General features: G+C 60.2%; 23 protein-coding genes and 1 pseudogene. 8 read left to right on the top strand and 16 right to left on the bottom strand.

Annotated elements, in window-relative coordinates; translation table 11 throughout:
* Positions 1–14: 14 nt before the first annotated feature.
* The 9 genes and pseudogenes from EQV96_RS15900 to coxB form a co-directional block, all read right to left on the bottom strand.
* Positions 15–650: an SCO family protein gene (locus EQV96_RS15900; protein WP_240882182.1), complete on the bottom strand. Its 636-nt coding sequence runs from the start codon at positions 648–650 to the stop codon at positions 15–17.
* On the bottom strand, positions 647–1546 hold the full coding sequence (gene cyoE / locus EQV96_RS15895) for a heme o synthase (protein WP_094999688.1): 900 nt from the start codon (positions 1544–1546) through the stop codon (positions 647–649). The genes EQV96_RS15900 and cyoE overlap by 4 nt, the downstream gene beginning before the upstream one ends.
* A gap of 53 nt (positions 1547–1599) precedes the next feature.
* Positions 1600–2583 (bottom strand): annotated as a pseudogene (locus EQV96_RS15890) (COX15/CtaA family protein); the annotation flags it as partial.
* Between the two features lie 11 nt (positions 2584–2594).
* A complete protein-coding gene (locus EQV96_RS15885) occupies positions 2595–3188 on the bottom strand; it encodes a hypothetical protein (protein ID WP_094999690.1) in 594 nt (197 codons plus the stop codon).
* Positions 3163–3900 (bottom strand): SURF1 family protein, encoded by a 738-nt coding sequence (locus EQV96_RS15880; RefSeq protein WP_094999691.1) that lies wholly within the window; start codon positions 3898–3900, stop codon positions 3163–3165. Before EQV96_RS15880 ends, EQV96_RS15885 begins: the two co-directional genes overlap by 26 nt.
* Positions 3897–4784, bottom strand: coding sequence for a cytochrome c oxidase subunit 3 (locus EQV96_RS15875; RefSeq protein WP_094999692.1), 888 nt, complete (start codon positions 4782–4784; stop codon positions 3897–3899). Before EQV96_RS15875 ends, EQV96_RS15880 begins: the two co-directional genes overlap by 4 nt.
* A 12-nt stretch (positions 4785–4796) precedes the next feature.
* Positions 4797–5369, bottom strand: coding sequence for a cytochrome c oxidase assembly protein (locus EQV96_RS15870; protein WP_094999693.1), 573 nt, complete (start codon positions 5367–5369; stop codon positions 4797–4799).
* A 57-nt stretch (positions 5370–5426) separates the two neighbouring features.
* Complete coding sequence (gene ctaD / locus EQV96_RS15865) at positions 5427–7016, bottom strand: cytochrome c oxidase subunit I (protein WP_094999694.1); 1590 nt, start codon at positions 7014–7016, stop codon at positions 5427–5429.
* An 82-nt stretch (positions 7017–7098) separates the two neighbouring features.
* Positions 7099–8223 (bottom strand): cytochrome c oxidase subunit II, encoded by a 1125-nt coding sequence (gene coxB, locus EQV96_RS15860; protein WP_095026813.1) that lies wholly within the window; start codon positions 8221–8223, stop codon positions 7099–7101.
* 346 nt (positions 8224–8569) lie between these two features.
* Here coxB and EQV96_RS15855 point away from each other — a divergent pair, with 346 nt between their 5' ends.
* Positions 8570–9205, top strand: a complete 636-nt coding sequence (locus EQV96_RS15855; protein ID WP_094999696.1) for a hypothetical protein — start codon at positions 8570–8572, stop codon at positions 9203–9205.
* 116 nt (positions 9206–9321) lie between these two features.
* Here the strand turns inward: EQV96_RS15855 and EQV96_RS15850 are convergent, their stop codons facing one another.
* The 3 genes from EQV96_RS15850 to EQV96_RS15840 are packed head-to-tail and all read right to left on the bottom strand — an operon-like array spanning position 9322 to position 11204.
* Complete coding sequence (locus tag EQV96_RS15850) at positions 9322–10035, bottom strand: carbonic anhydrase (RefSeq protein ID WP_094999697.1); 714 nt, start codon at positions 10033–10035, stop codon at positions 9322–9324.
* A gap of 42 nt (positions 10036–10077) precedes the next feature.
* Positions 10078–10572: a DUF523 domain-containing protein gene (locus tag EQV96_RS15845; protein WP_094999698.1), complete on the bottom strand. Its 495-nt coding sequence runs from the start codon at positions 10570–10572 to the stop codon at positions 10078–10080.
* On the bottom strand, positions 10569–11204 hold the full coding sequence (locus EQV96_RS15840; RefSeq protein ID WP_094999699.1) for a 2OG-Fe(II) oxygenase: 636 nt from the start codon (positions 11202–11204) through the stop codon (positions 10569–10571). Before EQV96_RS15840 ends, EQV96_RS15845 begins: the two co-directional genes overlap by 4 nt.
* A gap of 153 nt (positions 11205–11357) precedes the next feature.
* Between EQV96_RS15840 and EQV96_RS15835 the strand changes: the two genes are divergently transcribed.
* Positions 11358–12110 (top strand): hypothetical protein, encoded by a 753-nt coding sequence (locus EQV96_RS15835; RefSeq protein WP_095017878.1) that lies wholly within the window; start codon positions 11358–11360, stop codon positions 12108–12110.
* 19 nt (positions 12111–12129) lie between these two features.
* Here EQV96_RS15835 and EQV96_RS15830 read toward each other — a convergent pair whose 3' ends face one another.
* On the bottom strand, positions 12130–13071 hold the full coding sequence (locus tag EQV96_RS15830) for an alpha/beta hydrolase (protein WP_133144103.1): 942 nt from the start codon (positions 13069–13071) through the stop codon (positions 12130–12132).
* Positions 13072–13179: 108 nt separating this feature from the next.
* Here EQV96_RS15830 and EQV96_RS15825 point away from each other — a divergent pair, with 108 nt between their 5' ends.
* Both EQV96_RS15825 and EQV96_RS15820 read left to right on the top strand, forming a co-directional pair.
* On the top strand, positions 13180–13764 hold the full coding sequence (locus tag EQV96_RS15825; protein WP_240882181.1) for a DUF6436 domain-containing protein: 585 nt from the start codon (positions 13180–13182) through the stop codon (positions 13762–13764).
* A 40-nt stretch (positions 13765–13804) separates the two neighbouring features.
* Positions 13805–16186 carry a penicillin acylase family protein gene (locus tag EQV96_RS15820; protein WP_240882180.1) on the top strand — a complete coding sequence of 794 codons (2382 nt, stop codon included), beginning with the start codon at positions 13805–13807 and terminating at the stop codon, positions 16184–16186.
* 133 nt (positions 16187–16319) lie between these two features.
* On the opposite strand, the gene ubiA is transcribed toward EQV96_RS15820, so the two are convergent.
* Positions 16320–17210, bottom strand: a complete 891-nt coding sequence (gene ubiA / locus EQV96_RS15815) for a 4-hydroxybenzoate octaprenyltransferase (protein WP_095017874.1) — start codon at positions 17208–17210, stop codon at positions 16320–16322.
* Positions 17210–17773: a chorismate lyase gene (locus tag EQV96_RS15810; RefSeq protein WP_240882179.1), complete on the bottom strand. Its 564-nt coding sequence runs from the start codon at positions 17771–17773 to the stop codon at positions 17210–17212. Before EQV96_RS15810 ends, ubiA begins: the two co-directional genes overlap by 1 nt.
* A gap of 203 nt (positions 17774–17976) precedes the next feature.
* Between EQV96_RS15810 and EQV96_RS15805 the strand changes: the two genes are divergently transcribed.
* The 4 genes from EQV96_RS15805 to EQV96_RS15790 all read left to right on the top strand — a co-directional run bounded on the left by EQV96_RS15805 (position 17977) and on the right by EQV96_RS15790 (position 20369).
* Entirely contained in the window at positions 17977–18144 is a 168-nt protein-coding gene (locus EQV96_RS15805; RefSeq protein WP_003437744.1) for a rubredoxin, read from the top strand.
* Positions 18145–18184: 40 nt separating this feature from the next.
* A complete protein-coding gene (locus tag EQV96_RS15800) occupies positions 18185–19333 on the top strand; it encodes an FAD-dependent oxidoreductase (protein WP_094999707.1) in 1149 nt (382 codons plus the stop codon).
* 189 nt (positions 19334–19522) lie between these two features.
* Positions 19523–19798, top strand: coding sequence for an HU family DNA-binding protein (locus EQV96_RS15795; RefSeq protein ID WP_016782719.1), 276 nt, complete (start codon positions 19523–19525; stop codon positions 19796–19798).
* Positions 19799–19988: 190 nt separating this feature from the next.
* Positions 19989–20369, top strand: a complete 381-nt coding sequence (locus tag EQV96_RS15790) for a helicase (RefSeq protein ID WP_094999708.1) — start codon at positions 19989–19991, stop codon at positions 20367–20369.
* A 66-nt stretch (positions 20370–20435) separates the two neighbouring features.
* Here the strand turns inward: EQV96_RS15790 and EQV96_RS15785 are convergent, their stop codons facing one another.
* Positions 20436–21830, bottom strand: a complete 1395-nt coding sequence (locus tag EQV96_RS15785; RefSeq protein WP_198417411.1) for an aminoacyl-tRNA deacylase and HDOD domain-containing protein — start codon at positions 21828–21830, stop codon at positions 20436–20438.
* Between the last annotated feature and the right edge of the window lie 37 nt (positions 21831–21867).

Raw genomic sequence — 21867 nt, 5'->3', positions numbered from 1 at the left:
TGCAGCCCCCCTCCTTACTTGCGTTCAACCAATCCCGGCAACTGGGCAACCATCTTCTGGTTGTTGAACGGTGCGCGGATAAACCCTCGCTGAGTGCCGTCCGGCCCGATCAGCGCAAGATTGCCACTGTGATCCACCGTGTAGTTCGCCTTGCTGGTATCGGCGGGAATAAACGGGATGCTCACCGCGTTGGCGAGTGTCTGCAGCTCTTCAATGGAGCCCGGCGTCAGCCCCACAAACTGCGGGTCAAAGTAGCCCAGGTATTGCTTGAGCTGCTGCGGCGTGTCGCGATGGGGATCAACGCTGACCAGCACGATCTGCAGCTTGTCCTGTACCTCTTTGGGCAGCTCGCTTTTGATCTGGCGCAGCTGGGCGAGGGTGGTCGGGCAGATGTCCGGGCAGAAGGTGTAGCCCAAAAACAGCATGCTCCACTTGCCTTTCAGTTCATTCATCACCACCGGCTGACCATCCTGGTTGGTCATCGTCACGTCCGGCAGTTGGCGGCTTTGCGGCAGCAAAATGATCCCGGCATCGATCAGCGACGTGTTATCGCCCTGGTTTTTACCCGACATCATTTTGTTAAACGTCAGGCCCATGACCAAGGCCACCAGCGCAACGAGAATAAAGACGGTCTTTTGAATTTTAGTCATAGGTTCAACATCAGATAGTGGTCGACAAGCAGCGCGATAAACAGCAGGAACAGGTAGTAGATAGAGTACTTGAACGTGTTGATCGCCGCGTGCGGCTGGGTGCCACGGTACAGCACCCACGCCCAATGCAGAAAGCGTGCGCCCAACCCTAGCGCACAGCCCAGATAGAGCAAGCCGCTCATATGGATCACAAACGGCAGCAGACTCACTGCCAGCAGGGCACAGGTGTACAGCAGGATATGCACCTTGGTGTAGTGTTCGCCGTGAGTGACCGGCAGCATCGGAATATCGGCCTTGGCGTATTCTTCCTTGCGATGAATGGCCAGGGCCCAGAAATGCGGCGGGGTCCAGGCGAAGATGATCAACACCAGCAGCAACGGCTCGGCGGTGACCTGCCCGGTAACCGCCACCCAGCCCAGCAGCGGTGGGGCAGCCCCGGCGAGCCCCCCGATAACGATATTTTGCGGTGTGGCCCGTTTCAAAAAACCGGTGTAGATCACCGCATAGCCGAGCAACGACGCCAGCGTCAGCCAGGCTGTCAGCGGATTGGTAAACACCAGCAGCAATCCCATGCCCGCCAGCGCCAGCAACAGAGCGAAGGTCAGCGCAGCAACCGGCGACACTCGCCCCTGTGCCAGCGGGCGCTTGTGGGTGCGGGCCATGACGGCGTCAATGCGCCGGTCCACTACATGATTGACCGCGGCCGCAGCACCGGCACACAGGCTGATGCCCAGATTGCCGAAGATCAGCACCGGCCAGGGCACGCCGGCGCGGGTCGCCAGGAACATGCCCACCAGCGACGTAATCAGCATCAAGACCAGCACCTTGGGCTTGGTCAGCTCCAGATAATCGCGCCACAACGCCCGCTGTGCCTGCTCGCCCATCAAGGTCGCCACGGTTGTTCTCCTTTGAGGCTGTAGGTCCAGCGGGAAAATCGTGGCGCCCGGGCCCGTACCAGCACTGCGCGTGCGTGGTAATTGACCAGCACCAGGGTCAGCAGCAAAGCCGCACCCCCGGCGTTGTGGGCCACCGCCACTGCCAGCGGCAAGCCAAACAGCACATTGCTCAGGCCCAGGCCGATCTGTGCCGCCAGCGCCACCAGCAGTAACCCCGCAAGACGGCTCATGCCGACCTTGCGCAATTGCCAGGCCAGACCCAGCAGCACGCCGGTCAGCAGCATGGCGCCCAAACGATGGGTGAGGTGAATCGCTGTACGGGCTTCGCTGTCCAGTTGCCCACCCAGATAGTTGGGGCCAATGTGCTGAGTCAGATGAAAACCATTGGCGAAATCGGCTTCAGGCCACCATTGGCCATGGCAGGTCGGCACATCAACACACGCCACGGCGGCATAGTTGGAGCTGACCCATCCCCCCAATGCGATCTGCAGGATTGCCAGCATCAGCCCGGCGCTGGCCCAACGTTGCAAACGCCGCGGTACCGCCAGCGCGGGCAATACGCCAGAGAGGCGCAACGTCAGCAAAAACAGCAAACTCAAGGTGGCAAAGCCGCCGAGCAGATGCCCGGTGACAACCTGCGGCCATAGTTTGAGCGTCACCGTCCACATGCCAAAGGCCGCCTGGGCGATCACCACCAGCAGAATAAACAGCGGCAGCTTGAGCGGCTGATCGGGCAAGTGCCGCTGCCGCCAGGCACGGGCTGCCAGGAGTACGATCATCAGGCCCAGGGTGCCAGCGAAGTAACGATGGGTCATCTCGCTCCAACCTTTATCGGCCTCCACCGGGGCATCGGGAAAATGCAGCTCGGCATGGGCCAGTTGCGCCTCGGTCTTGGGCACGCTGATAAAACCGTAGCAGCCCGGCCAGTCAGGGCAGCCCAGCCCTGCATGGGTCAGGCGGGTGTAGGCGCCGAGCAGCACCACCACCAGCGCCAGCAAGGTGGCAAGCAAGGCGAGACGAAATCCGGCTTTGGCCATGGCGTAGCCCTCTATCCGATATTGGACAGCTTCAGCAGCAGGCGCAGGTCGTTGAGCACGTCCTTGCCGATCACCCCGTAGGCGTAGCGCAGCACCAGATTGCCGTGGGGGTCGATGATCCACAGTTGCGCTGCACCGTTGCCCTCGGCTCCCTGCGTATAAGTTGGCAGGTCCAGGGCGTAGCGCTGCAGTTGCGGGTATTCGAGTTGCAGCTTGGCCGCGTAGGCCGCATCCACGGGGTGTGCCGCTGCCAGTGCGTGGGTTGCGCGGGAGGCATCGCGACCCAGGCCGATCTGCAGCTGGCGGGCCAGGTACACCAGTTGCTGGCAATCCGTAGCGCAACCCTGAGGCGCGGTCACCAGCAGCTGCCAGCGTTGTTCATCGGCCGTCACCCCAAGGGCAGCGCGGCTTTGCCCGTTGCCGATTAGCTCGCCGTGGTAGCTGCGGCTCTCGGGCAGCCAGAATTTGAGTTGGTACATGCACGTGGCCAGCACCATGGGGCCGATAGTGAGCAGCAGGATAAGGATCAGTTGCAAGCGCCCGCGCCGTCGTGTGGTCGGGGGCAGGGTGCGTGTGCTTTCAGGCGGATTGATGGCCGTTCCCATGGCGTTTCTCCTGAGCAGTGTGCCAGCCGAGATACAGATAAAGACCGAGTAACGCCAGTGCCATGGCGAACCATTGCACGGCATAGGCGGTGTGTTTTTCCGGGCCCATGCCCGTGGAGATCAGTGGCCAGTCGGCCAGATACGCTGCGGGCCCGGGGGCGATGCGCACCTCGTCGGCAAAGCCTTCACGGCCCAGTTCGGCCCACAGTTTGGCTGGCATCACAGCCGTCACCAGCCGTGGCCAGGGTGCGCCCAGCGGGTCGGGGTGCAGCTGGAAGGGCGCTCCCGGTGATTCGTAGACCCAGGCCTGAATATCCAGTATCTGCTCCGGGGTGCTGAACTCGGGTGGCTTAAGGCGGCTCGGCCATGGCAACCAGCCGCGATTAAGCCACAGCCACTGGCCGCTGGCCTGATCCTGAAAGGGCTGCAGCAACTCCACACCGACCTTGCCATCGCGCATGCGGTTGTCCAGGAGCAGGCTGTGTTGACCGTCGAAATGGCCGCGCAGCTGCACGCGGCGAAAGGCCGGATCATCGAAGGTGAGCAATTGCCCGACGGTCACCGGTGCAGCCACCTGACGCTCGGCGTAGTGGTTGAGCAACTCACGCTTTTGCTCGCCCCGGTCAAGCTGCCAGAAGCCCAGAAACACCAGCAGCGGCAGCACCGCCAACACCACCAGCGTGGGGGCAAAACCAGGGCGAAAGCGCGTCATAGCACGTAAACAAACAAGAACAAGCCGAGCCACACAACATCAACAAAATGCCAGTACCAGGTTGCGGCCTGGAATCCGAACTGGTGCTCGGCATTGAAGTGACCGCGCACAATACGGATCAGCATGATCAGCAAAATCAGCGCGCCGATGGTCACGTGGGCACCGTGAAAACCGGTGAGCATAAAGAAGGTCGCACCGTAGATGCCTGAGCCCAGAGTCAACCCCAGCTCTTTGTAGGCGTGGACATATTCCTCGGCCTGGAACCCCAGGAAGCCTGCACCCAGCAACACCGTCAGCCCCAGCCAGAACTTCAGCGCGCCGCGATGGCCTTTGTTCAATGCATGGTGGGCGATGGTCAGGGTGACGCTGGAACTGACCAGCAATACGGTGTTGAGCAGCGGCAAGCCCCACGGGCTGATGGTCCCTTTGGGGGGCGGGTACAGGGCAGGGTCGGGGGTGTGCAGCAGTGGCCAGGTGAACTGAAAGTCGGGCCACAGCATATGTGCCACTGCCTTGCTGCCTTCGCCCCCCAACCACGGGCCGGCAAAGTGGCGTACATAAAACAGCGCACCAAAAAAGGCGAGAAAGAACATCACCTCGGAAAAAATAAACCAGGTCATGCCCCAGCGAAAGGAGCGGTCGAGCTGCGAGCTGTAAAGCCCGGCGCGACTCTCTTTGATCACTGCGCCAAACCAGCCGAACATCATGTAGGCAACGATCAGACCGCCGACGAAAAAGATCAGCGGCCCGTGGGATTCAGGCCGCGCCGCCTTCAGATCGTTGAACCATGTCCCCAGTCCGTACACCGTGACCAGCAAGCCAATGGTGGCAATGATCGGCCACTTGCTTTGCGCCGGGACGTAGTACTGATCGTGAGTTGCCATGGGGCGTTCTCCTTATCGGGAAGGCTGGTCAGCGGCCTTGCCGGCGATGGCGGCGACGGGCGGATGGCGAGCGGTGATATCGAACAGCGTGTAAGCCAGCGTCAGGTGTTTCACATCCTTGGGCATGGCCTGATCGACGATAAAGCGCATGGGCATTTCGATCCGTTCACCCGGTTGCAGCACCTGTTGGGTAAAGCAAAAGCACTCGGTCTTGTGGAAGTACCGGGCCGCTTCGGCGGGCGAAATGCTCGGCACTGCCTGCGCCGACATCGGTTGACCGGTAGGGTTGTAGGCAACAAAGACCATCTCGTTGACCGCGCCCGGATTGACCACCAGTTGATCGCCCTTGGGGTAGAACTCCCACACCATGTCGATGGCATTGGTAGACAGGAATTGCACCCGTACCTGACGGCTCGGGTCGACCACTTGCTCCCCTTCGTACTGCCCGGCGGTCTTGCCATTGATGCCGAAGGCCTTGCACATCACGTCGTAAATCGGCACCAGGGCAAAGCCAAAGGCAAACATCACCACCACCAGCAGCGACAGGCGCAGGACCAGGCGTTTGATGGGGGTTGAGTTGTTCACGCTTGATCTCCTTGGAGCAAAAGCCCCTCTCCCAAAGGGAGAGGGGACTTTGACCTTTCACTTGATTTCCGGCGGCGTGGTAAAGGTGTGGTACGGCGCGGGCGAAGGCACGCTCCATTCCAGACCTTCGGCGCCGTCCCACGGCTTGGCCGGTGCTGGCGGCCCACCGCGGATGCATTTGATGACAATAAACAGGAACAAAAACTGCGTCGCTCCAAACATGAACCCACCAATCGACGACACCATGTTGAAATCGGCAAATTGCAGGTTGTAGTCCGGAATCCGCCGCGGCATACCCGCCAGTCCGACAAAGTGCATCGGGAAGAACGTCAGGTTCATGCCCACAAAGGACAGCCAGAAGTGCAGCTTGCCCAGGGTTTCGTCGTACATGTGGCCGGTCCATTTCGGCAGCCAGTAGTAGGTCGAAGCGAAGATGCCAAAGATTGCCCCCGGCACCAGCACATAGTGGAAATGCGCCACCACAAAATAGGTGTCGTGGTACTGAAAGTCCGCCGGGGCAATGGCCAGCATCAACCCGGAAAACCCGCCGATGGTGAACAGAATCACAAAGGCCACGGCAAACAGCATCGGCGTTTCAAAGGTCAGTGAGCCTTGCCACATGGTGCTGGCCCAGTTGAACACCTTGACCCCGGTGGGCACCGCGATCAGCAGCGTGGCGTACATGAAGAACAGCTCGCCCACCAGCGGAATGCCCACCACAAACATATGGTGCGCCCATACGATAAACGACAGGAAGGCGATGCTGGCCGTGGCGTAGACCATCGAGGTGTAGCCAAACAGCGGCTTGCGCGAGAAGGTTGGAATGATCGCGCTGACGGCACCGAAGGCCGGCAGGATCATGATGTACACCTCGGGATGGCCGAAAAACCAGAACACATGCTGGAACAGCACAGGGTCACCGCCACCTGCGGCGCTGAAAAAGCTGGTGCCGAAGTGGATATCCATCAGCATCATCGTCACCACACCCGCGAGCACCGGCATTACCGCAATCAGCAGAAAGGCGGTGATTAACCAGGTCCAGACAAACAGGGGCATTTTCATCAGGGTCATGCCGGGGGCGCGCAGGTTGAGGATGGTGGCGATCACGTTTATCGCGCCCATGATCGAGCTGATGCCCATCAAATGGATTGCAAAAATGAAAAAGGTCACGCTTTCGGGTGCGTAGGTCGTGGACAGCGGCGCGTAGAACGTCCAGCCGAAGTTGGGCCCACCCCCGGCGGTGAATAGCGTCGAAATCAGCAGTAAAAATGCGGCGGGCAACAGCCAGAAGCTGAAGTTGTTCATCCGTGGCAAGGCCATGTCCGGTGCGCCGATCATCAGCGGGATCATCCAGTTGGCCAGGCCGACAAACGCCGGCATCACCGCGCCGAAGACCATGATCAGACCGTGCATGGTGGTCATCTGGTTGAAAAAGGCCGGGGCCACGATCTGCAGGCCGGGCTGGAACAGCTCGGCGCGAATCACCATGGCAAACGAGCCGCCAAGCAGAAACATGCAGAAGCTGAACCACAGGTACAAGGTGCCGATGTCCTTGTGGTTGGTGGTCAGCACCCAGCGCATCAGGCCTTTGGCCGGGCCATGGGCCTGACCGTCTGCATGGCCGTGGTCATCGATAACAGCACTCATGTCCTGACTCCTGCAAACAGCTGGACCAAGAAGCCAGTGGCAGATTGCCCCCGACCGTTACGTGCACACATCCCCGGGCGGCTCATTTGCCTTGTTCCTGCTTGAGCGCCAGCACGTCTTTTGGTGTCACCATGTCGCCCTTGTTGTTGCCCCAGGCGTTGCGCTCGTAAGTCACCACCGCAGCGATGTCGACTTCCGACAGTTGCTTGCCGAAAGCGGCCATGGCGGTACCCGGTTTGCCGAAGAACACGCGGTGCAGGTGGTCGGCGGCAGGGCCGGTGGCAACAGGTGAACCCTTGAGTGCCGGGAACATCGGCGGCAGGCCCTGGCCCTGAGCCTGGTGACAGGCCACGCAGGCGGTGTGATAGACCTTGTCGCCACGCGCCACCAACTCGTCGAGGGTCCACTCTTTACTGGTCAACTCCTTGAGTTGCGCGGCCTGGGCCTTGCGTTCGGTCAACCAGGCGTCGTAATCGGCCCTGGTTTTGACATCAACCACAATCGGCATAAAGCCGTGGTCCTTGCCACACAGTTCGGCGCACTGGCCGCGGTAAAGGCCAGGCTTCTCGACGCGGGTCCAGGCCTCGTTGATAAACCCCGGAATGGCGTCACGTTTGACTGCAAAAGCCGGCACCCACCAGGAATGGATGACATCGGCCGAGGTCACCAAAAACCGCACCTTGGCGCCTATGGGCAAAACCAGCGGTTCATCGACCTCGAGCAGGTAATGCTCGCCCTTGGGGGCCTGGTTGTGGATCTGGTCGGCGGGGGTGGCCAGGTTGCTGAAAAACTCGACGTCCTGGCCCAGGTATTTGTAATGCCATTTCCACTGATAGCCAGTGACCTGGATATCCACATCCGATTCACTGCTGTCATAGATATGGATCAGGGTGCGGGTCGCGGGTACAGCCATGGCGATCAGGATCACCAGGGGGATGACTGTCCACAGGATTTCGACTCTGGTGCTCTCATGAAACCTGGCCGGTTGCTGGCCGGTGGAGCGACGGTGAACGATCATCGACCAGAACATGGCCCCGAAGACGATGATGCCGATCACCACACAGATCCAGAAGATGGTCATGTGCAGGTCGAAGACCGCATGACTGACTTCGGTTGCACCTGGCGTCATATTCACGGTCCAGGCCGCTTGTGCCTGGCTGAACACTGACCACAACAGCAGGCCCATCCATAACTGTGGATGTCGCATCGCGGTGTTCCCCTTTATTTTTCTTGTTATTGCGCCGGTCTGCATCTGTACACGGGCAGCGCTACAAGGGGGCGGTGTTCCAACCAGCTGTTCCTTACCGCCGAGCCTCGTCTGCTCAAGCAGTCGGGCGTCATCGAATAACGGTTACAAAAACGAGTATAGACACAGGGCCCGGCCCCGCAATATAAGGGGCCAAAACAATGAAATAAGGGGCCATCGACAAATGGCACTCACTGCCCGGTCACAAAATGAATGACAATACTCCCCCTGAAAAACCCCTCTCCTTGACCTGAGAGGGCTACTTTTTTAAAAGTACCCCCCTGTCTAGCACCCCCCTGGAGTTCCCATGAACACCGCCGCCATCCGCGTGCAGATCTCGCGTGCCCAAGACCATGAGGCTGAAACGGGCCTGCTCGCCAAGCATCTGGCCGCTCAATTGCCACACCTTCACACCGCCATCCAATTGCCTGAAGTCGACCGTAATGTGGTGATGACGCGTTTCGTCAGCGCCTATATCGACCAGGTGCCCGACTTGCTCGATGCGGCCAATGAAGTCGCTCGCGAGGCCGGTATCGAGTCGCAGATCAAGCCGATCCTGAAAATCGCCGAGCAATTCTTTGCCCAGCCATTGCCGCTGCTCGTTGGCCACGAAGGGCTGGAGGGTTTGCTGGACGAAGCGTACCTGGCGCACCGCCTGGTCGAAGAGGTCAACGACCTCTATATCAAGCACTTCCAGCAGCCGTTGATTCCGCTGGACATGACCGTGGCCAACCTGATCGCCCACCAGTTGATTGGCGAAGACTTTGCCAACCAGCTGGATGCCGCCGTGCATCATGCGGTTGACCTGATGCTCAACGAAGAGAGCTTTGCCCTGGAGTCGGTCGAAGCCTATCGCGAGCGCCTGACCAGCCCTGAAACGGGCGCAGCCTGGAAGCGCTGGCCGTGCCTGTCCAAGCAATTGGGCGTTGGCCTGGCGTTGTAAGATTTTTGCAGGCTTTTTGTGGGAGCTGGCTTGCCTGCGATGCAGACGCTGCGGTTTAACTGACATACCGCGCTGATGCAATCGCGAGCAAGCCCGCTCCCACCGCTCATGCGCGTTTAAAACCGCGCTTTGGGCGTCGCGCTCGGGATCGGGCTGGTGCCGTCCAGTGGCAGGAATTCGCCCTTGTCGGCGTCGTAGGCCTTGATTGCGCTGGTTTCGATGTCGTAGACCCAGCCATGGATAAACAGATGCCCATTGGCCATACGCGACGCTACCGACGGGTGCGTGCGCAAGTGCTGCAGCTGGGCAATCACGTTTTCTTCGGTCAGCACGTGCATGCTTTCAGATTCATTGGCGCAGTTGCAGTTGTCCTGCACCATGGTCTTGGCCACTTCCACGTGGTGCAGCCAGGCCTTTACCGTCGGCATTTTTTTCAAGCTGGCGGGGTTGAGCACGGCGCGCATCGCGCCACAATCGGAATGCCCGCAAATGATGATGTGCTGCACGCCCAGTGCCAGTACCGCGTACTCGATCGCCGTGGAAACACCACCGTTCATCTGGCCGTAAGGCGGTACAACGTTGCCGACGTTACGGGTCACGAACAGATCGCCCGGTGCGCTCTGGGTGATCAGCTCCGGCACGATGCGCGAATCGGCACAGGCAATAAACATCGCACGGGGGTTTTGCGCCGTGGCCAGCTTTTTGAAAAAGGCTTCTTGTTCAGGGAAGATTTCGTGATGAAAGTGCAAAAAACCATCAACGATATGGTGCAGTGCTGAATCGGCACTTTCAGCTGCGGCCGAGGGCTGCGATTTAGGCTTGTCAGTCATCGTTGTATCCCTGGGCAATGTGATGACGGATATTACCTGAACTCATTTCTGCGTCAAAACACCCAGTGCTTTGGCCGCTTCTTCGAGCTCCAGCTCACTGAATACCTGCACCCCTGCACGGGTCAGCAAGGCTGCAGTCACGCCCTGCCCCTCGACTTTGACACCCCTAAAGCTGCCGTCATAGGTCAGTCGATTGCCGCAGGACGGGCTGTTGGCCTTGAGAATGGCAATGCGGATGCCGTGGCGCTCAACCAGCGCCAGTGCCTGACGCGCGCCGGACACAAACGCCTCGGTTACGTCTTCGCCTTCAGTGGTAATGACTGCAGCCTTACCCGCGAGCACCTCGACCCCTTGGCCGCCGGGGATCTCTGCTGCAGCGCGTGGCGTGGGCAAGCCGCCCGCCACTTCCGGGCACAAGGCAATCACCCGGCCTTCGGCCTGCCATTGCGCCAGTAGTGCATAGGGGCCGCTGGCGCCGCCGTCGTAGCGTACGCGATGCCCCAGCAGGCAGCGACTGACCAGTACTTTGGGGCTCATACAAACACCTCGGTGGCACGACGGCGAAACCAACCGGTCAACGACAGACGGTCACGGGTCGCAGGCATGACTTCATGGGGGATTTCGCCCGAGAGAAAGACCACCAGACACCCGCCGGTCGGCAACACGTCATAGTCGATATCGCCGTCCAGGTACATGCGCAAATGCCCACCATGCTCGGGCAGCCAGCCCTGGTTGAGATAGACCACAGCCGAAACCATGCGCCGGTCATCATCCCGAAAGCGGTCCAGATGCTTGAGGTAAAACGCACCGGGCGGGTAGAGCGCAAAGTGGCTTTCAAAGTCCTCCAGGCCCAAAAAAAGCCTGCGATTCATGGCGATTCGCAGGCTTTCCATTAACCCCAGGTAACTGTCGCAAGCCAGCGCCTCTCCCGGCTCCAGCCATTGGATATGGTCACCGCGTATTCCCTCGCGTACCTCCTGAGTCACACCGCGGCCGACCGCTGCCGGGGTCAGTTCGCCTTCAGCTGAACGTTTATGGCACTCAGCCGCCAGTTCGAGGGTCAGAGCCTCGGGCAGGAAAATATTTTGCTGTGACCATCCCTGCGTATACAGGTCGTCGACGATGCGTAGCAACAGCGGGTGATCAGAGGGTATTTGCATGGCGCGCATAGTATCGAGCCGCCTCAAAATCTGACAGCTCCGTCTAGCTGGCAATGTCGAAATAAATCACCTGCACGCTTTAATGCCCATATGAGCGAGACGAATTCTCGACAAGTCCTACGCCACACCCGGACAATAGCGCCCTGCAGACAGGAGCCCCTCATGCGCCGCTTGTTTTTACTGTTAATGATGTTTTGTACGTTACCCGCATGGGCAGACAACCTTGATGATCTGTTTACGGTCGCCGGCTGGCCGCAACAACGTGAGCACTTCAATGATGCGCTGGGCGCTGCTCAGGAGCGTTATCGCAACAATTTGCCGCCAGCGGTCTACCAGGCGTTGGTCAACAACAGTAGCCAGCGTTTTGCACCTGCGGCGATGGATAAGCGGGCCAAGGAACAGATGCGTAACAACTTGCCTGATCCGAAGCCGGCGCTGGTGTTTTTCCGCTCGCCATTGGGCGGCAAAATTGTCGCCGCCGAGCTGTTGGCCACGCGCCGCGATCAATTAGCCATGCATGCGCAGGGCCTGCCGCGCATGGACGCCGACGCTACCCGCCAGTTGCTGATCAATCATTTGTCTCGCGCACTGCCTGCCCGTGAAGCCGGGGCCGAAGTCAGCCTGGCGATTGCCGGTGTTGCCGCGGACAGCTTGAGTTCGATGATCCCGGGGCTACTGGGTGGCGGGCAAGCGCAGAGCATGTTGAACGGGCAGCGCCAGCGGTTGATGGATCAGATCGGCGGCGAGCTGGATAACACCTTGCTCTACGTGTATCGCGATCTGTCTGACCCGGAGCTGGAAGAGTTCGTTACCTTTGCGCAATCGCCTGAAGGCAAGACCTATTATCAAGCAGCCCTGGCAGCGGTTCGCGCCGGGCTGGCAGTGGGGCAAAGCACTGCCAACCTGAACCCATAGGACAGCGCCCTTCAGGGTCTCAGAAATACTTGTCCAGAAAAGCGAAATATCGCTCACGTATCTCGGGCGTTTCATTCGCCAGATGGTGCCGGGCTTCAGGCAACAGCAGTGTCTGCGGCTGATTGAACTTGGCCTTGAGCACCTCAAGGTTATGCTGCCAATCCACCGTTTTATCGTCCTGGCCCTGAATCACCAGCGGCTGCCGCGCACTCGGTGCCGCGCCTTCAATTCGCGGGATCCAGCGCGCCAGCGCACCCACCCAGGCTGTCGGCAAACGCACCGGTTGCAGAGGGTCGGCTTGCAGAAACGGCAAAAAAGCCGGGTCGTTGGAGTTTTCGCTAAAACGCCGGGCAATGCCTTTGACGAACGGGCGCAGCAGGTAGTAGCTGAGTTTCGACCAGCTCCAGCCCTTGGGTCGCACCAGGGGCGAAAGCAGTATTGCCTGGCCCTGTGCCGGGCTTTGCGCACCGCAGCGCAACAGGTGATCGAGCACAATTGCTCCCCCCGTGCTTTGCCCGCACAGATGCCAGGGCTGCGGCAACTGCAATGATTGCGCTTCGATAAACAGGCCTTGCAGCACCGCCTGGTACCGCGCGAAATCGTCGATACTGGCCCGCTCGCCACTGGACAGCCCGTGCCCCGGCAGATCACAGGCGATCACTACAAATCCGTGGTCCAGCCCCCATTCGATCACATGCCGGTAAAGCCCCATATGATCGTAAAACCCGTGAATCACAAACAAGGTCGCCACGGGTGACGAGGCTGGCCACCACACCTGACTGACGATCTCGTAACCCCCCGCAGTGAAGCGCCCCAACTGACGTTTGACTGGCGCCTGACGATGGGGAAAATCCAGACCGTAATAACGCTGATACGCCAGGGCTTCACTCGATAACGGCTGGCCCGCCGCCAGCGGCTGCAGGCTGGCGCGCAAGGAATCGGGAGAAAACAGGGCAGGCATAGAGGCTTCCAGACAGGGCGCAGGCGCGCAAAACAGGCTTTATAGACCTTCAATATTCATCTGTCAGGTCAAGCATGGCAAGCTACGCGGCCTTCAAGGAGCTTTCCAATGCCGGTGCCCCCGTTCAAAACCCTGTTGGCCTGCCTGCTGACGCTGATCTGCGCGGTGGGGTTGTGGACGGCCTACGACTGGTTCCAGGGCCGCTATATCCGTGCCTTCAGTGATCAGGCCGCTTTGTTCTCCGGGGATGTACTGGGTCTGCCCGCCGAACTGTCGGGTCCGGGTGCCATTCGCGTGGTGCACTTCTGGGACCCGGCGTGCCCCTGCAACGTCGGCAACCAGCAGCACCTCAGCGAGCTGCTGGCTCATTACGCGCCCCAAGGCGTCGAATTCTACTCACTGCAAAAGTCCGGCACTCACGGTCAATTACCCGCCACCCTGGGCGCGATCAAGGCGCTGGCCAGCCTGCCCGGCGCCGAGCATCTGAGTGCCAGCCCGGCCGTGGCCATCTGGGACCGCAGTGGCCAACTGGCCTACTTTGGCCCCTACAGCGAAGGGGCCACCTGCAACGCCAGCAACAGTTTCATAGAACCCATCCTGCAAGCCCTGAGCGAAGGTCGCCCGGTCAAGGCCACCCATACCATGGCGGTGGGCTGTTACTGCTCCTGGCAAGATAAAAGCACCGCCCACTGATATCGCCCCGGCGCGTACGACCAGAACAAGGAGTTGCTTCATGAATCGCAGCCTGACCGTTATCGCCGTTGCCATTGTCGTTCTTGCAGGCGGCGGGGCCTGGTACGTGCAGAGCAAACTGCCCGTACGCCAGGGGCAGGTGGCGCTTGCAGCGTTGCAGGGGCCGGTCACGGTGCGTTATGACGAGCGCGGTGTGCCGCATATTCGTGCAGGCAACCAGGCGGATATGTACCGGGCCCTGGGCTACGTTCAGGCACAAGACCGGCTGTTTCAGATGGAGATCATGCGCCGCCTCGCCCGGGGCGAACTGGCCGAGGTGCTGGGCCCCAAGCTGGTCGATACCGACAAGCTGTTTCGCAGCCTGCGCATCCGTGAGCGGGCTGCGAGTTACTTGACTGAGCTGGATCACCAGTCCCCGTCATTTCTGGCCTTGCAGGCGTACCTGGACGGGATCAATCAATACCAGGCCAACAACCCCAAACCCGTGGAGTTCGACCTGCTGGGCATCGCCCCCCGGCCCTTTACCGGCGAAGATACCATCAGTGTCGCCGGCTACATGGCTTACAGCTTTGCCGCCGGCTTTCGTACCGAACCGCTGCTGACCTATATACGTGACCAACTGGGCAGCGATTACCTGAAAATCTTCGACCTCGACTGGCAGCCCCAGGGCGTATTGTCTCCTGCACTGGCGGCCAGCGACTGGGTAACCCTGGGGGCGCTGGCCCAACTGAGCGATCAGGCCCTGAGCCAGGCGGGCTTGCCGCAGTTTGAAGGCAGCAACGCCTGGGTGGTGTCAGGCAAACGCACACAAAGTGGCAAGCCACTGCTGGCGGGTGACCCGCATATCCGTTTTGCGGCACCGTCTGTGTGGTACGAAGCGCAGCTGTCGGCACCGGATTTCGACCTGTATGGCTACCATCAGGCGCTGGTGCCGTTCGCTTTTCTGGGCAACAACCCCGATTTTGGCTGGAGCCTGACCATGTTCCAGAACGACGATCTGGACCTGATCGCCGAGAAGACCAACCCCGATAACCCCAATCAGGTCTGGTATCACGGTCAATGGGTCGACATGACCCGCAGCGAACAGCAGATTGCCGTCAAGGGCGAGGCGCCGGTGACCCTCACTCTGCGCCAGTCGCCCCACGGGCCGATTATCAATGACGTGTTGGGCGCTACCGCGGGCAACACGCCGATTGCCATGTGGTGGGGCTTCCTGGAGAGCAAGAACCCGATCCTCGAAGGCTTCTACCAGCTCAACCGTGCTGACAGCTTGAGCAAGGCGCGTACGGCTGCGACCTATATTCAGGCGCCCGGTCTGAATCTGGTGTGGGCAAACGCCAAGGGTGATATCGGCTGGTGGGCAGCGGCGCAACTGCCCAAGCGCCCGGCCGGAGTCAATCCGGCGTTTATCCTCGACGGCAGCACAGCACAGGCCGACAAAGACGGTTTTTACCCGTTCAGCGCCAACCCCCAGGAAGAAAATCCGGCGCGGGGTTATATCGTGTCAGCCAACTTCCAGCCATTGTCGCCTGTCGGCATCGAGATCCCCGGTTATTACAACCTGGCTGATCGCGGCCAGCAGCTTGATCGTCAGCTCCGCGATGACAGCGTCAAGTGGAACCTGAAAAACAGCCAGGCCCTGCAGCTGGGTACTGCCACGGGCTACGGTGAGCGTGTGCTCAAGCCTCTGTTGCCGGTGCTGCGCGAAGTGGTCACGGACCCGGGCGAACGCAAACTGGTGGAGCAACTGGCACAGTGGAAGGGCGATTATCCGCTGGACTCAACTGCGGCGACCTTGTTCAACCAGTTTTTGTACAGCCTCACAGAGGCCACCATGCGCGACAAACTGGGCGACAGTTTTTTTGATGCCATGCTGACTACGCGTGTGATCGATGCTGCCTTGCCGCGCCTTGCGGCCAGCCCGGATTCACTGTGGTGGGACAACCGCAGCACCGCGCGCAAAGAAACCCGCGCCGATACGGTCAAGGTGGCGTGGCAGGCCAGCATCGCCCATTTGAAGGCCACCCTGGGTGACGACCCCGGGCAATGGCGCTGGGGCGTGGCCCACACCCTGACCCATGAACACCCGCTGGGGCGGCAAAAGCCCCTGGACTGGCTGCTCAACGTCGGCCCCTTCGCCGCCCCCGGCGGCCACGAAGTGCCCAACAACCTCAGCGCCAAACTGGGCAATGCCCCGTGGCCAGTGAGCTACGGCCCGTCTACCCGGCGCCTGATCGACTTTGCCGAGCCGTCCCACGGGCTGACCATCAACCCGGTCGGGCAAAGTGGCGTGCCGTTCGACAAGCACTACCGCGACCAGGCCGAGTCCTACATCGAGGGTGATTACGACAAACCGCATATGGACGAAAACGAAATCCAGCTCAATACCCGCAGCACCTTGCGGCTGGTGCCAGCGGGGTAAGGCCGATGTGGGAGCGGGCTTGCTCGCGACTGGATCGTCGCGGTCTTGCAGCGCCACCGCGCTGTCCGCATCGCGAGCAAGCCCGCTCCCACAGGGGTTGGGTCAGCGTTGAAAAAACTCGCGGGGCAGGGGCTCAAGCCACCGCATAATTGAGCACGATCCCCACAAAAATCGCCAACCCTGCCCAGTGGTTGTGCAGGAAGGCCTTGAAGCAGCGCTGCGGATCACGGTCGCGGGTGTACCAGAATTCCCACACAAAACAGCCCGCCGCCGCCAGCAGGCCAAGGTGGAACCAGCCGCCCAGCTCAAAGTGCGACCCTGCCAGCAGCAGGCAACCCAGGGCCAGACCCTGCAGGCTGAGGATGATCACGCGGTCGGCATCGCCAAACAGGATGGCGGTGGATTTAACCCCGATCTTGAGATCATCTTCGCGGTCGGTCATGGCGTAGTAGGTGTCGTAGGCCACTGTCCACAGCAGGTTGGCGATGTACAGCAGCCAGGCCGCAGCCGGCAGGCTGCCGGTCTCGGCCGTAAAGGCCATCGGTATGCCCCACGAGAACGCTGCGCCCAGCACCACTTGCGGGTAGTAGGTGTAGCGCTTCATGAACGGGTAAGTGGCCGCCAGTGCCAGCGCGCCAAATGAAAGCCAGATGGTCGGAGCATTGGTGCACAGCACCAGCAGGAAGCTGACCCCCATCAACAGCGCAAAGAACACCAGGGCTTCTTTGCTGCTGATTTTGCCACTGGCCATAGGCCGTTGTTCTGTTCGTTTGACATGACCATCCACCTTGCGGTCGGCAAAGTCATTGATCACGCAGCCGGCAGCACGGGTCAACACCACGCCTAAGACAAAAATCAGCAGGTTACCCAGCGAGGGTACGCCTTTGGCGGCCACCCACAATGCCCACAAGGTCGGCCACAGCAGCAGGTAGATGCCGATGGGCTTGTCCATGCGGGTCAGCTGGATAAAGTCCCAGGCACGGGGGTTGAAACGGTTGAGTGATTTGAGCAGGCGCGTGTACATCAATTGTTCTCCGACCGGGCACCGAGGGCGGCCCACAGTTTGGGTAAAAACACTTCGGCCACCAGCACGCTCAGTTTGCCACGCACAAAGCGCGAGCGGCGTGCCCACAGGTGATCGACCTGATCAGCCTGCGGCAAGCAGTTACGCGGGTAGTGGCACACCTGCAGGGCTCCGCGCTCAAAGGCCTGGTCGCTGAACAGCAACTCCCCCAGCGACCGGTTGCCCAGTTCGTCCATGTTCAGGCCACCCTCTTGCAGTGAGCTTTTACCCGCGACACTGCGTGCAAACACCCAAGGCTCACCGTGCCCGCGCAAATACACTTCGCGCACCCAGCCCTGAACGCCTTCAGGCAGGTCCAGCGCAGCGCATTCATCCGGGCGCAGTACTTGCCAACCTTCATAAAGTGGAAGCACGCTGAAGGCATTATCTGAAATTGCAGTGAGACGCCGAGTCAGAGAGCCCTCGTCAAATAGCCAGTCCAGGGTCTGTGTGTCAGGCAGCGCAGGAAGTTGGCCTTGTTCAAGCCAGACAGGGGGGATAAGCGGAGAAGTTATGTGCGGCACGGTGGGTCATAATTGGCAGCCATTGAGGTCGGCGAGCTTATCACGCGGATCCTCGAATGAGCGTCCAAGGGACTTTTGCCCGTATTGGTGCTTGCATCTGCGGGTGGTCATCAGTACAAAACGCCCTGAATTTGACGAGTAACACGGCGCCTGTTGATAAGTCCGTGGCCTTGTCCAAGCCTGAACCTTTAGGAAATACCCAGATGAAGAAGTGGCAATGCATTGTATGTGGACTGATTTATAACGAAGCCGACGGCTGGCCGGATGATGGCATCGCCCCCGGTACCCTGTGGCAGGACGTACCTGAAGACTGGCTGTGCCCGGATTGTGGCGTCGGTAAAATGGATTTCGAGATGATTGAAATCAACTGATCAACCCTTTTAAAACCTGATTCAACTTCTGGAGATTGGCATGAACGCACCTGTCGTGATCGTTGGCACCGGGCTGGCCGGCTATAACCTGGCCCGTGAGTTTCGCAAGCTGGACAGCGAAACCCCGCTGCTGTTGATCACCTCCGATGACGGGCGCTCTTACTCCAAGCCAATGCTGTCTACCGGCTTTGGCAAAAACAAAGAGGCTGACGGCCTGAGCATGGCCACGCCCGAGGCGATGGCCGAGCAGCTCAAGGCCCAGGTGCGTATCCATACCCGCATCAGCGGTATCGACCCGGGCCACAAGCAATTGTGGATCGGTGAAGAGGCGGTGCCCTATCGTGACCTGGTGCTGGCCTGGGGTGCGCAAACGGTGCAGGTCCCGGTGGAGGGCGACGCCCAGGATGCGATCTTCCCGATCAATGACCTGGAAGACTACGCGCGTTTTCGCGCAGCTGCCGCAGGTAAACGCCGCGTCCTGATCCTGGGCGCGGGGCTGATCGGCTGCGAATTTGCCAACGATCTGATCGCAGGCGGTTATGAGGTCGATCTGGTCGCGCCCTGCGAGCAAGTGATGCCAACCCTTTTACACCCCGCTGCTGCAGCGGCGGTGCAGGCTGGCCTCGAAAGCCTGGGCGCACGCTTTCATCTGGGCCCGGTGTTGACCCGCCTGCAACGTACCGACAGCGGCCTCGAGGCGCATTTGTCGGATGGCAGTGTCGTTCCGTGCGATGTGGTGGTGTCCGCCATCGGTTTGCGCCCTCGCATTGATATGGCCGCCGCTGCGGGGATCAAGGTCAATCGCGGGGTTGAGGTGGATCGTCAGCTTAAAACCTCTCACTCCCATATCTACGCGCTGGGCGATTGTGCCGAGGTCGACGGCCTTAACCTGCTGTATGTGATGCCGTTGATGAGTTGCGCCCGGGCGCTGGCGCAAACCCTGGCAGGCAACCCGACCGCGGTCAGTTACGGAGCCATGCCCATTACGGTGAAAACCCCGGTTTGCCCGCTGGTGGTGTCACCTGTGCCGCGTGGCTACGAGGGTGTGTGGACCGTGGAAGGTCAGGGCGCCGATATCAAGGCGCTGTGCCGCGACGCAGACGGCAAGTTGCTCGGTTATGCGCTGACGGGTGAGGCTGTTCGAGAAAAACTCGCGCTAAACAAAGAGCTGCCTGCACTTTTGGCGTAAAAGCTGCTCATTCTGTCGCATATGCCATTGCCTTGACTCAACAAAGCCTGTGCAGAGGCTGGCGCCGACCTTGGTCGCGTGCCATTCTCACACGGGTCTGCCGCAGTTTAGAGCCTGCGGCGCCTTGGGCGCTGTTCCGTAGAGAGCAGCACGGACATAACAACAAAAAACCGTCAATGAGGCTTCATCATGCGTAAACCCGATCTCGCCGCAGCTATCGCTGAAAAGGCTGACCTAACCAAAGAACAAGCCAACCGCGTTCTCAATGCGGTGCTGGAAGAAATCACCCAGGCCCTGCATCGCAAGGACAGCGTCACGCTGGTCGGCTTTGGCACCTTTATCCAGCGCCACCGCGGTGCCCGTACGGGGCAAAACCCGCAAACCGGCCAGCCGGTCACCATCAAGGCCAGCAACACGGTGGCGTTCAAACCGGGCAAATTCCTCAAGGACAGCGTGAATCCTTAAGGCACGGGCTACATGAAGAATGGGCAAGCTGGCCTTGCCAGCGGCCCGTTCTTGAGAAAACACGGGCCGATTGTGCGGCCATAAGTGGCAAAACCTAGCCCATCTACGCCTAACTCTGCAGAAATATGGCGTTCTTCGCTCAAATCGTTACACTGCGCCGGCCATTTTTTATTTCCCCGAGGCCGCGTACATGAAATTTCGTTTTCTGCTCTGGATGCTGGGCTTTTTGATGGGCAAAGCCAGCCGCAACAATCCTGCTTTCCAGCAACAATTGGTGGACAAGGATCTGGTGTTCCAGCTGCAAACCCTCGACGGCAAAGTGGCCCGTCATTTCAAGGTCAAAGACCAGCGCATCACCAGCCACGGCGGCCTGTACCCCGAGCCGGCGTTTGCCATCGCCTTTAAAGATGCCGCCTACGGCTTCGCTACGCTGCAGGCGAAGAACAAGCAACTGGCGTTCATGACAGGGATTCAGGACAAGTCGATTCAGATCAAGGGCAACCCGGCGCTGGTGATCTGGTTCCAGGGCCTGACCAAGTACCTCAAGCCGCGTAAAAAGGCCAAGGCTTAAGATCAAGAGCCCCTCACCCTAGCCCTCTCCGAGAGGGAGAGGGATGGGGCTTGTGCTTTTAGCTATTCAAGCCTGACCGAACTGCGCTGCCATCTCGCGCAGCAACACTTCAGCCTCCAATACTTTGCCCACCACCGCCTCAGCCTTTTCTCGTGGCACGCCAAGACGCTCGAACAACGCATCCGGCAACGGCGCACACGCACCGTGACCGACTCCGCGGCTGCGCAGCAAGCCCAGCGCCACACACACCAGGTTGGGATACTGCGCATCCACCCCCACATAAGCCGGGTCGTGTTGATAGCGTACGGCAATCGCCAACTCATCCGGCATCCCCCAAAAGCGCATCAGCCAGGCGCCCATCTGTTCACGGCTGATACCCAACAGGTGCTGCTCGATCAGGCTGTGGCTGACATGGGGGTTTACCTCAAGATGCCGGCAGATCAGCGAAAAATGCGGCGGAAACACATGGGCCAGCAGCAGGTAACCAAAATTGTGCAGCAACCCGCCCAGGTAAGTCATGCCGACTTCGGGGCGCTGCTCCCGGGGCATGGCCCGGGTCAGCCCTTCAATCACCGCCGCGGTGTAGATCGACTGCTGCCAGTAAGGAGTGCTCGATTGCGGATGGTCCTTGGGCAGGCTCAGGGTTTTGCCCAGCGACAGGCTGAGTGCCAGGTTGATCACCAGATCAACCCCCAGCACGCGCACAATGGCGTCTTCGACCGAGCGAATCTTGCTCTGCGAGGCGTAAAACGATGACGAGGCCCAGCTCATGACCTGCGCCGCCAGCGCCGGGTCAGTTTCCACCACGCTGGTGATTTCATCGATGGTTACGTCAGGGTCGGAGCGCAGCCGCATGATTCTGCGCACGCTCTCGGACAGCGGTGGCAGTTCGATGGTGGCCTCCAGCCGCTGCTGGATGCGCCGCGCCGTGAAGGCCTGCACTGCCCGGGTGATGGCCTCGCCATCGTCCCCGCCGAGATCAGGTGTGATGGCGCCCAAAGGCTCGCCAAAACGGCCGGCGCTGGCGTTTTTGAGCAGGGGTTTGAAGTCTTGCTGGGCAATCTCCAGCCACAGGCCCGGTTCACCCGTGCTGATTAGCAGCGAGGGTTGTTGCAGCAAGTGTTCTTCGTACAGGCAGGGCGAGTTGACCAGCGCCGGCAAGCCCGGCAGCTGGCTCAGGCCATGCTTGTCCAGCAAGACCTGCAGGCGCTCCGGCGCAACGGCGGTCATGCGCCGCCCGGTCAAGTCGGCCAGACGGTTCAGATCAAGTAAATGATTCTGGGTGAACAGCACCAGCAGGGGACCGATCGAATCGTCGAGCAGTACGGCGTGCACCTTGCGCGCAGGGTCGAGCTCCGGGTGATCCGGGACTTTGCGATAGGCAACAGCCAGGTCACCGAGCAAGCGCCCGATAACGGACGGCGTGCTCGCAGCAACAAGGGCACTGGCAACTTCAGTCATGGTCTGCATCCGTTCTGTACAACTTGATTTTGATTAG

The sequence above is a fragment of the Pseudomonas sp. TMW22080 genome (genome assembly GCF_022496745.1).
Classification (GTDB): domain Bacteria; phylum Pseudomonadota; class Gammaproteobacteria; order Pseudomonadales; family Pseudomonadaceae; genus Aquipseudomonas; species Aquipseudomonas bubulae.
Note: the sequence above shows the minus strand (reverse complement) of the source record. Positions and strands in the feature narration are given on the sequence as shown.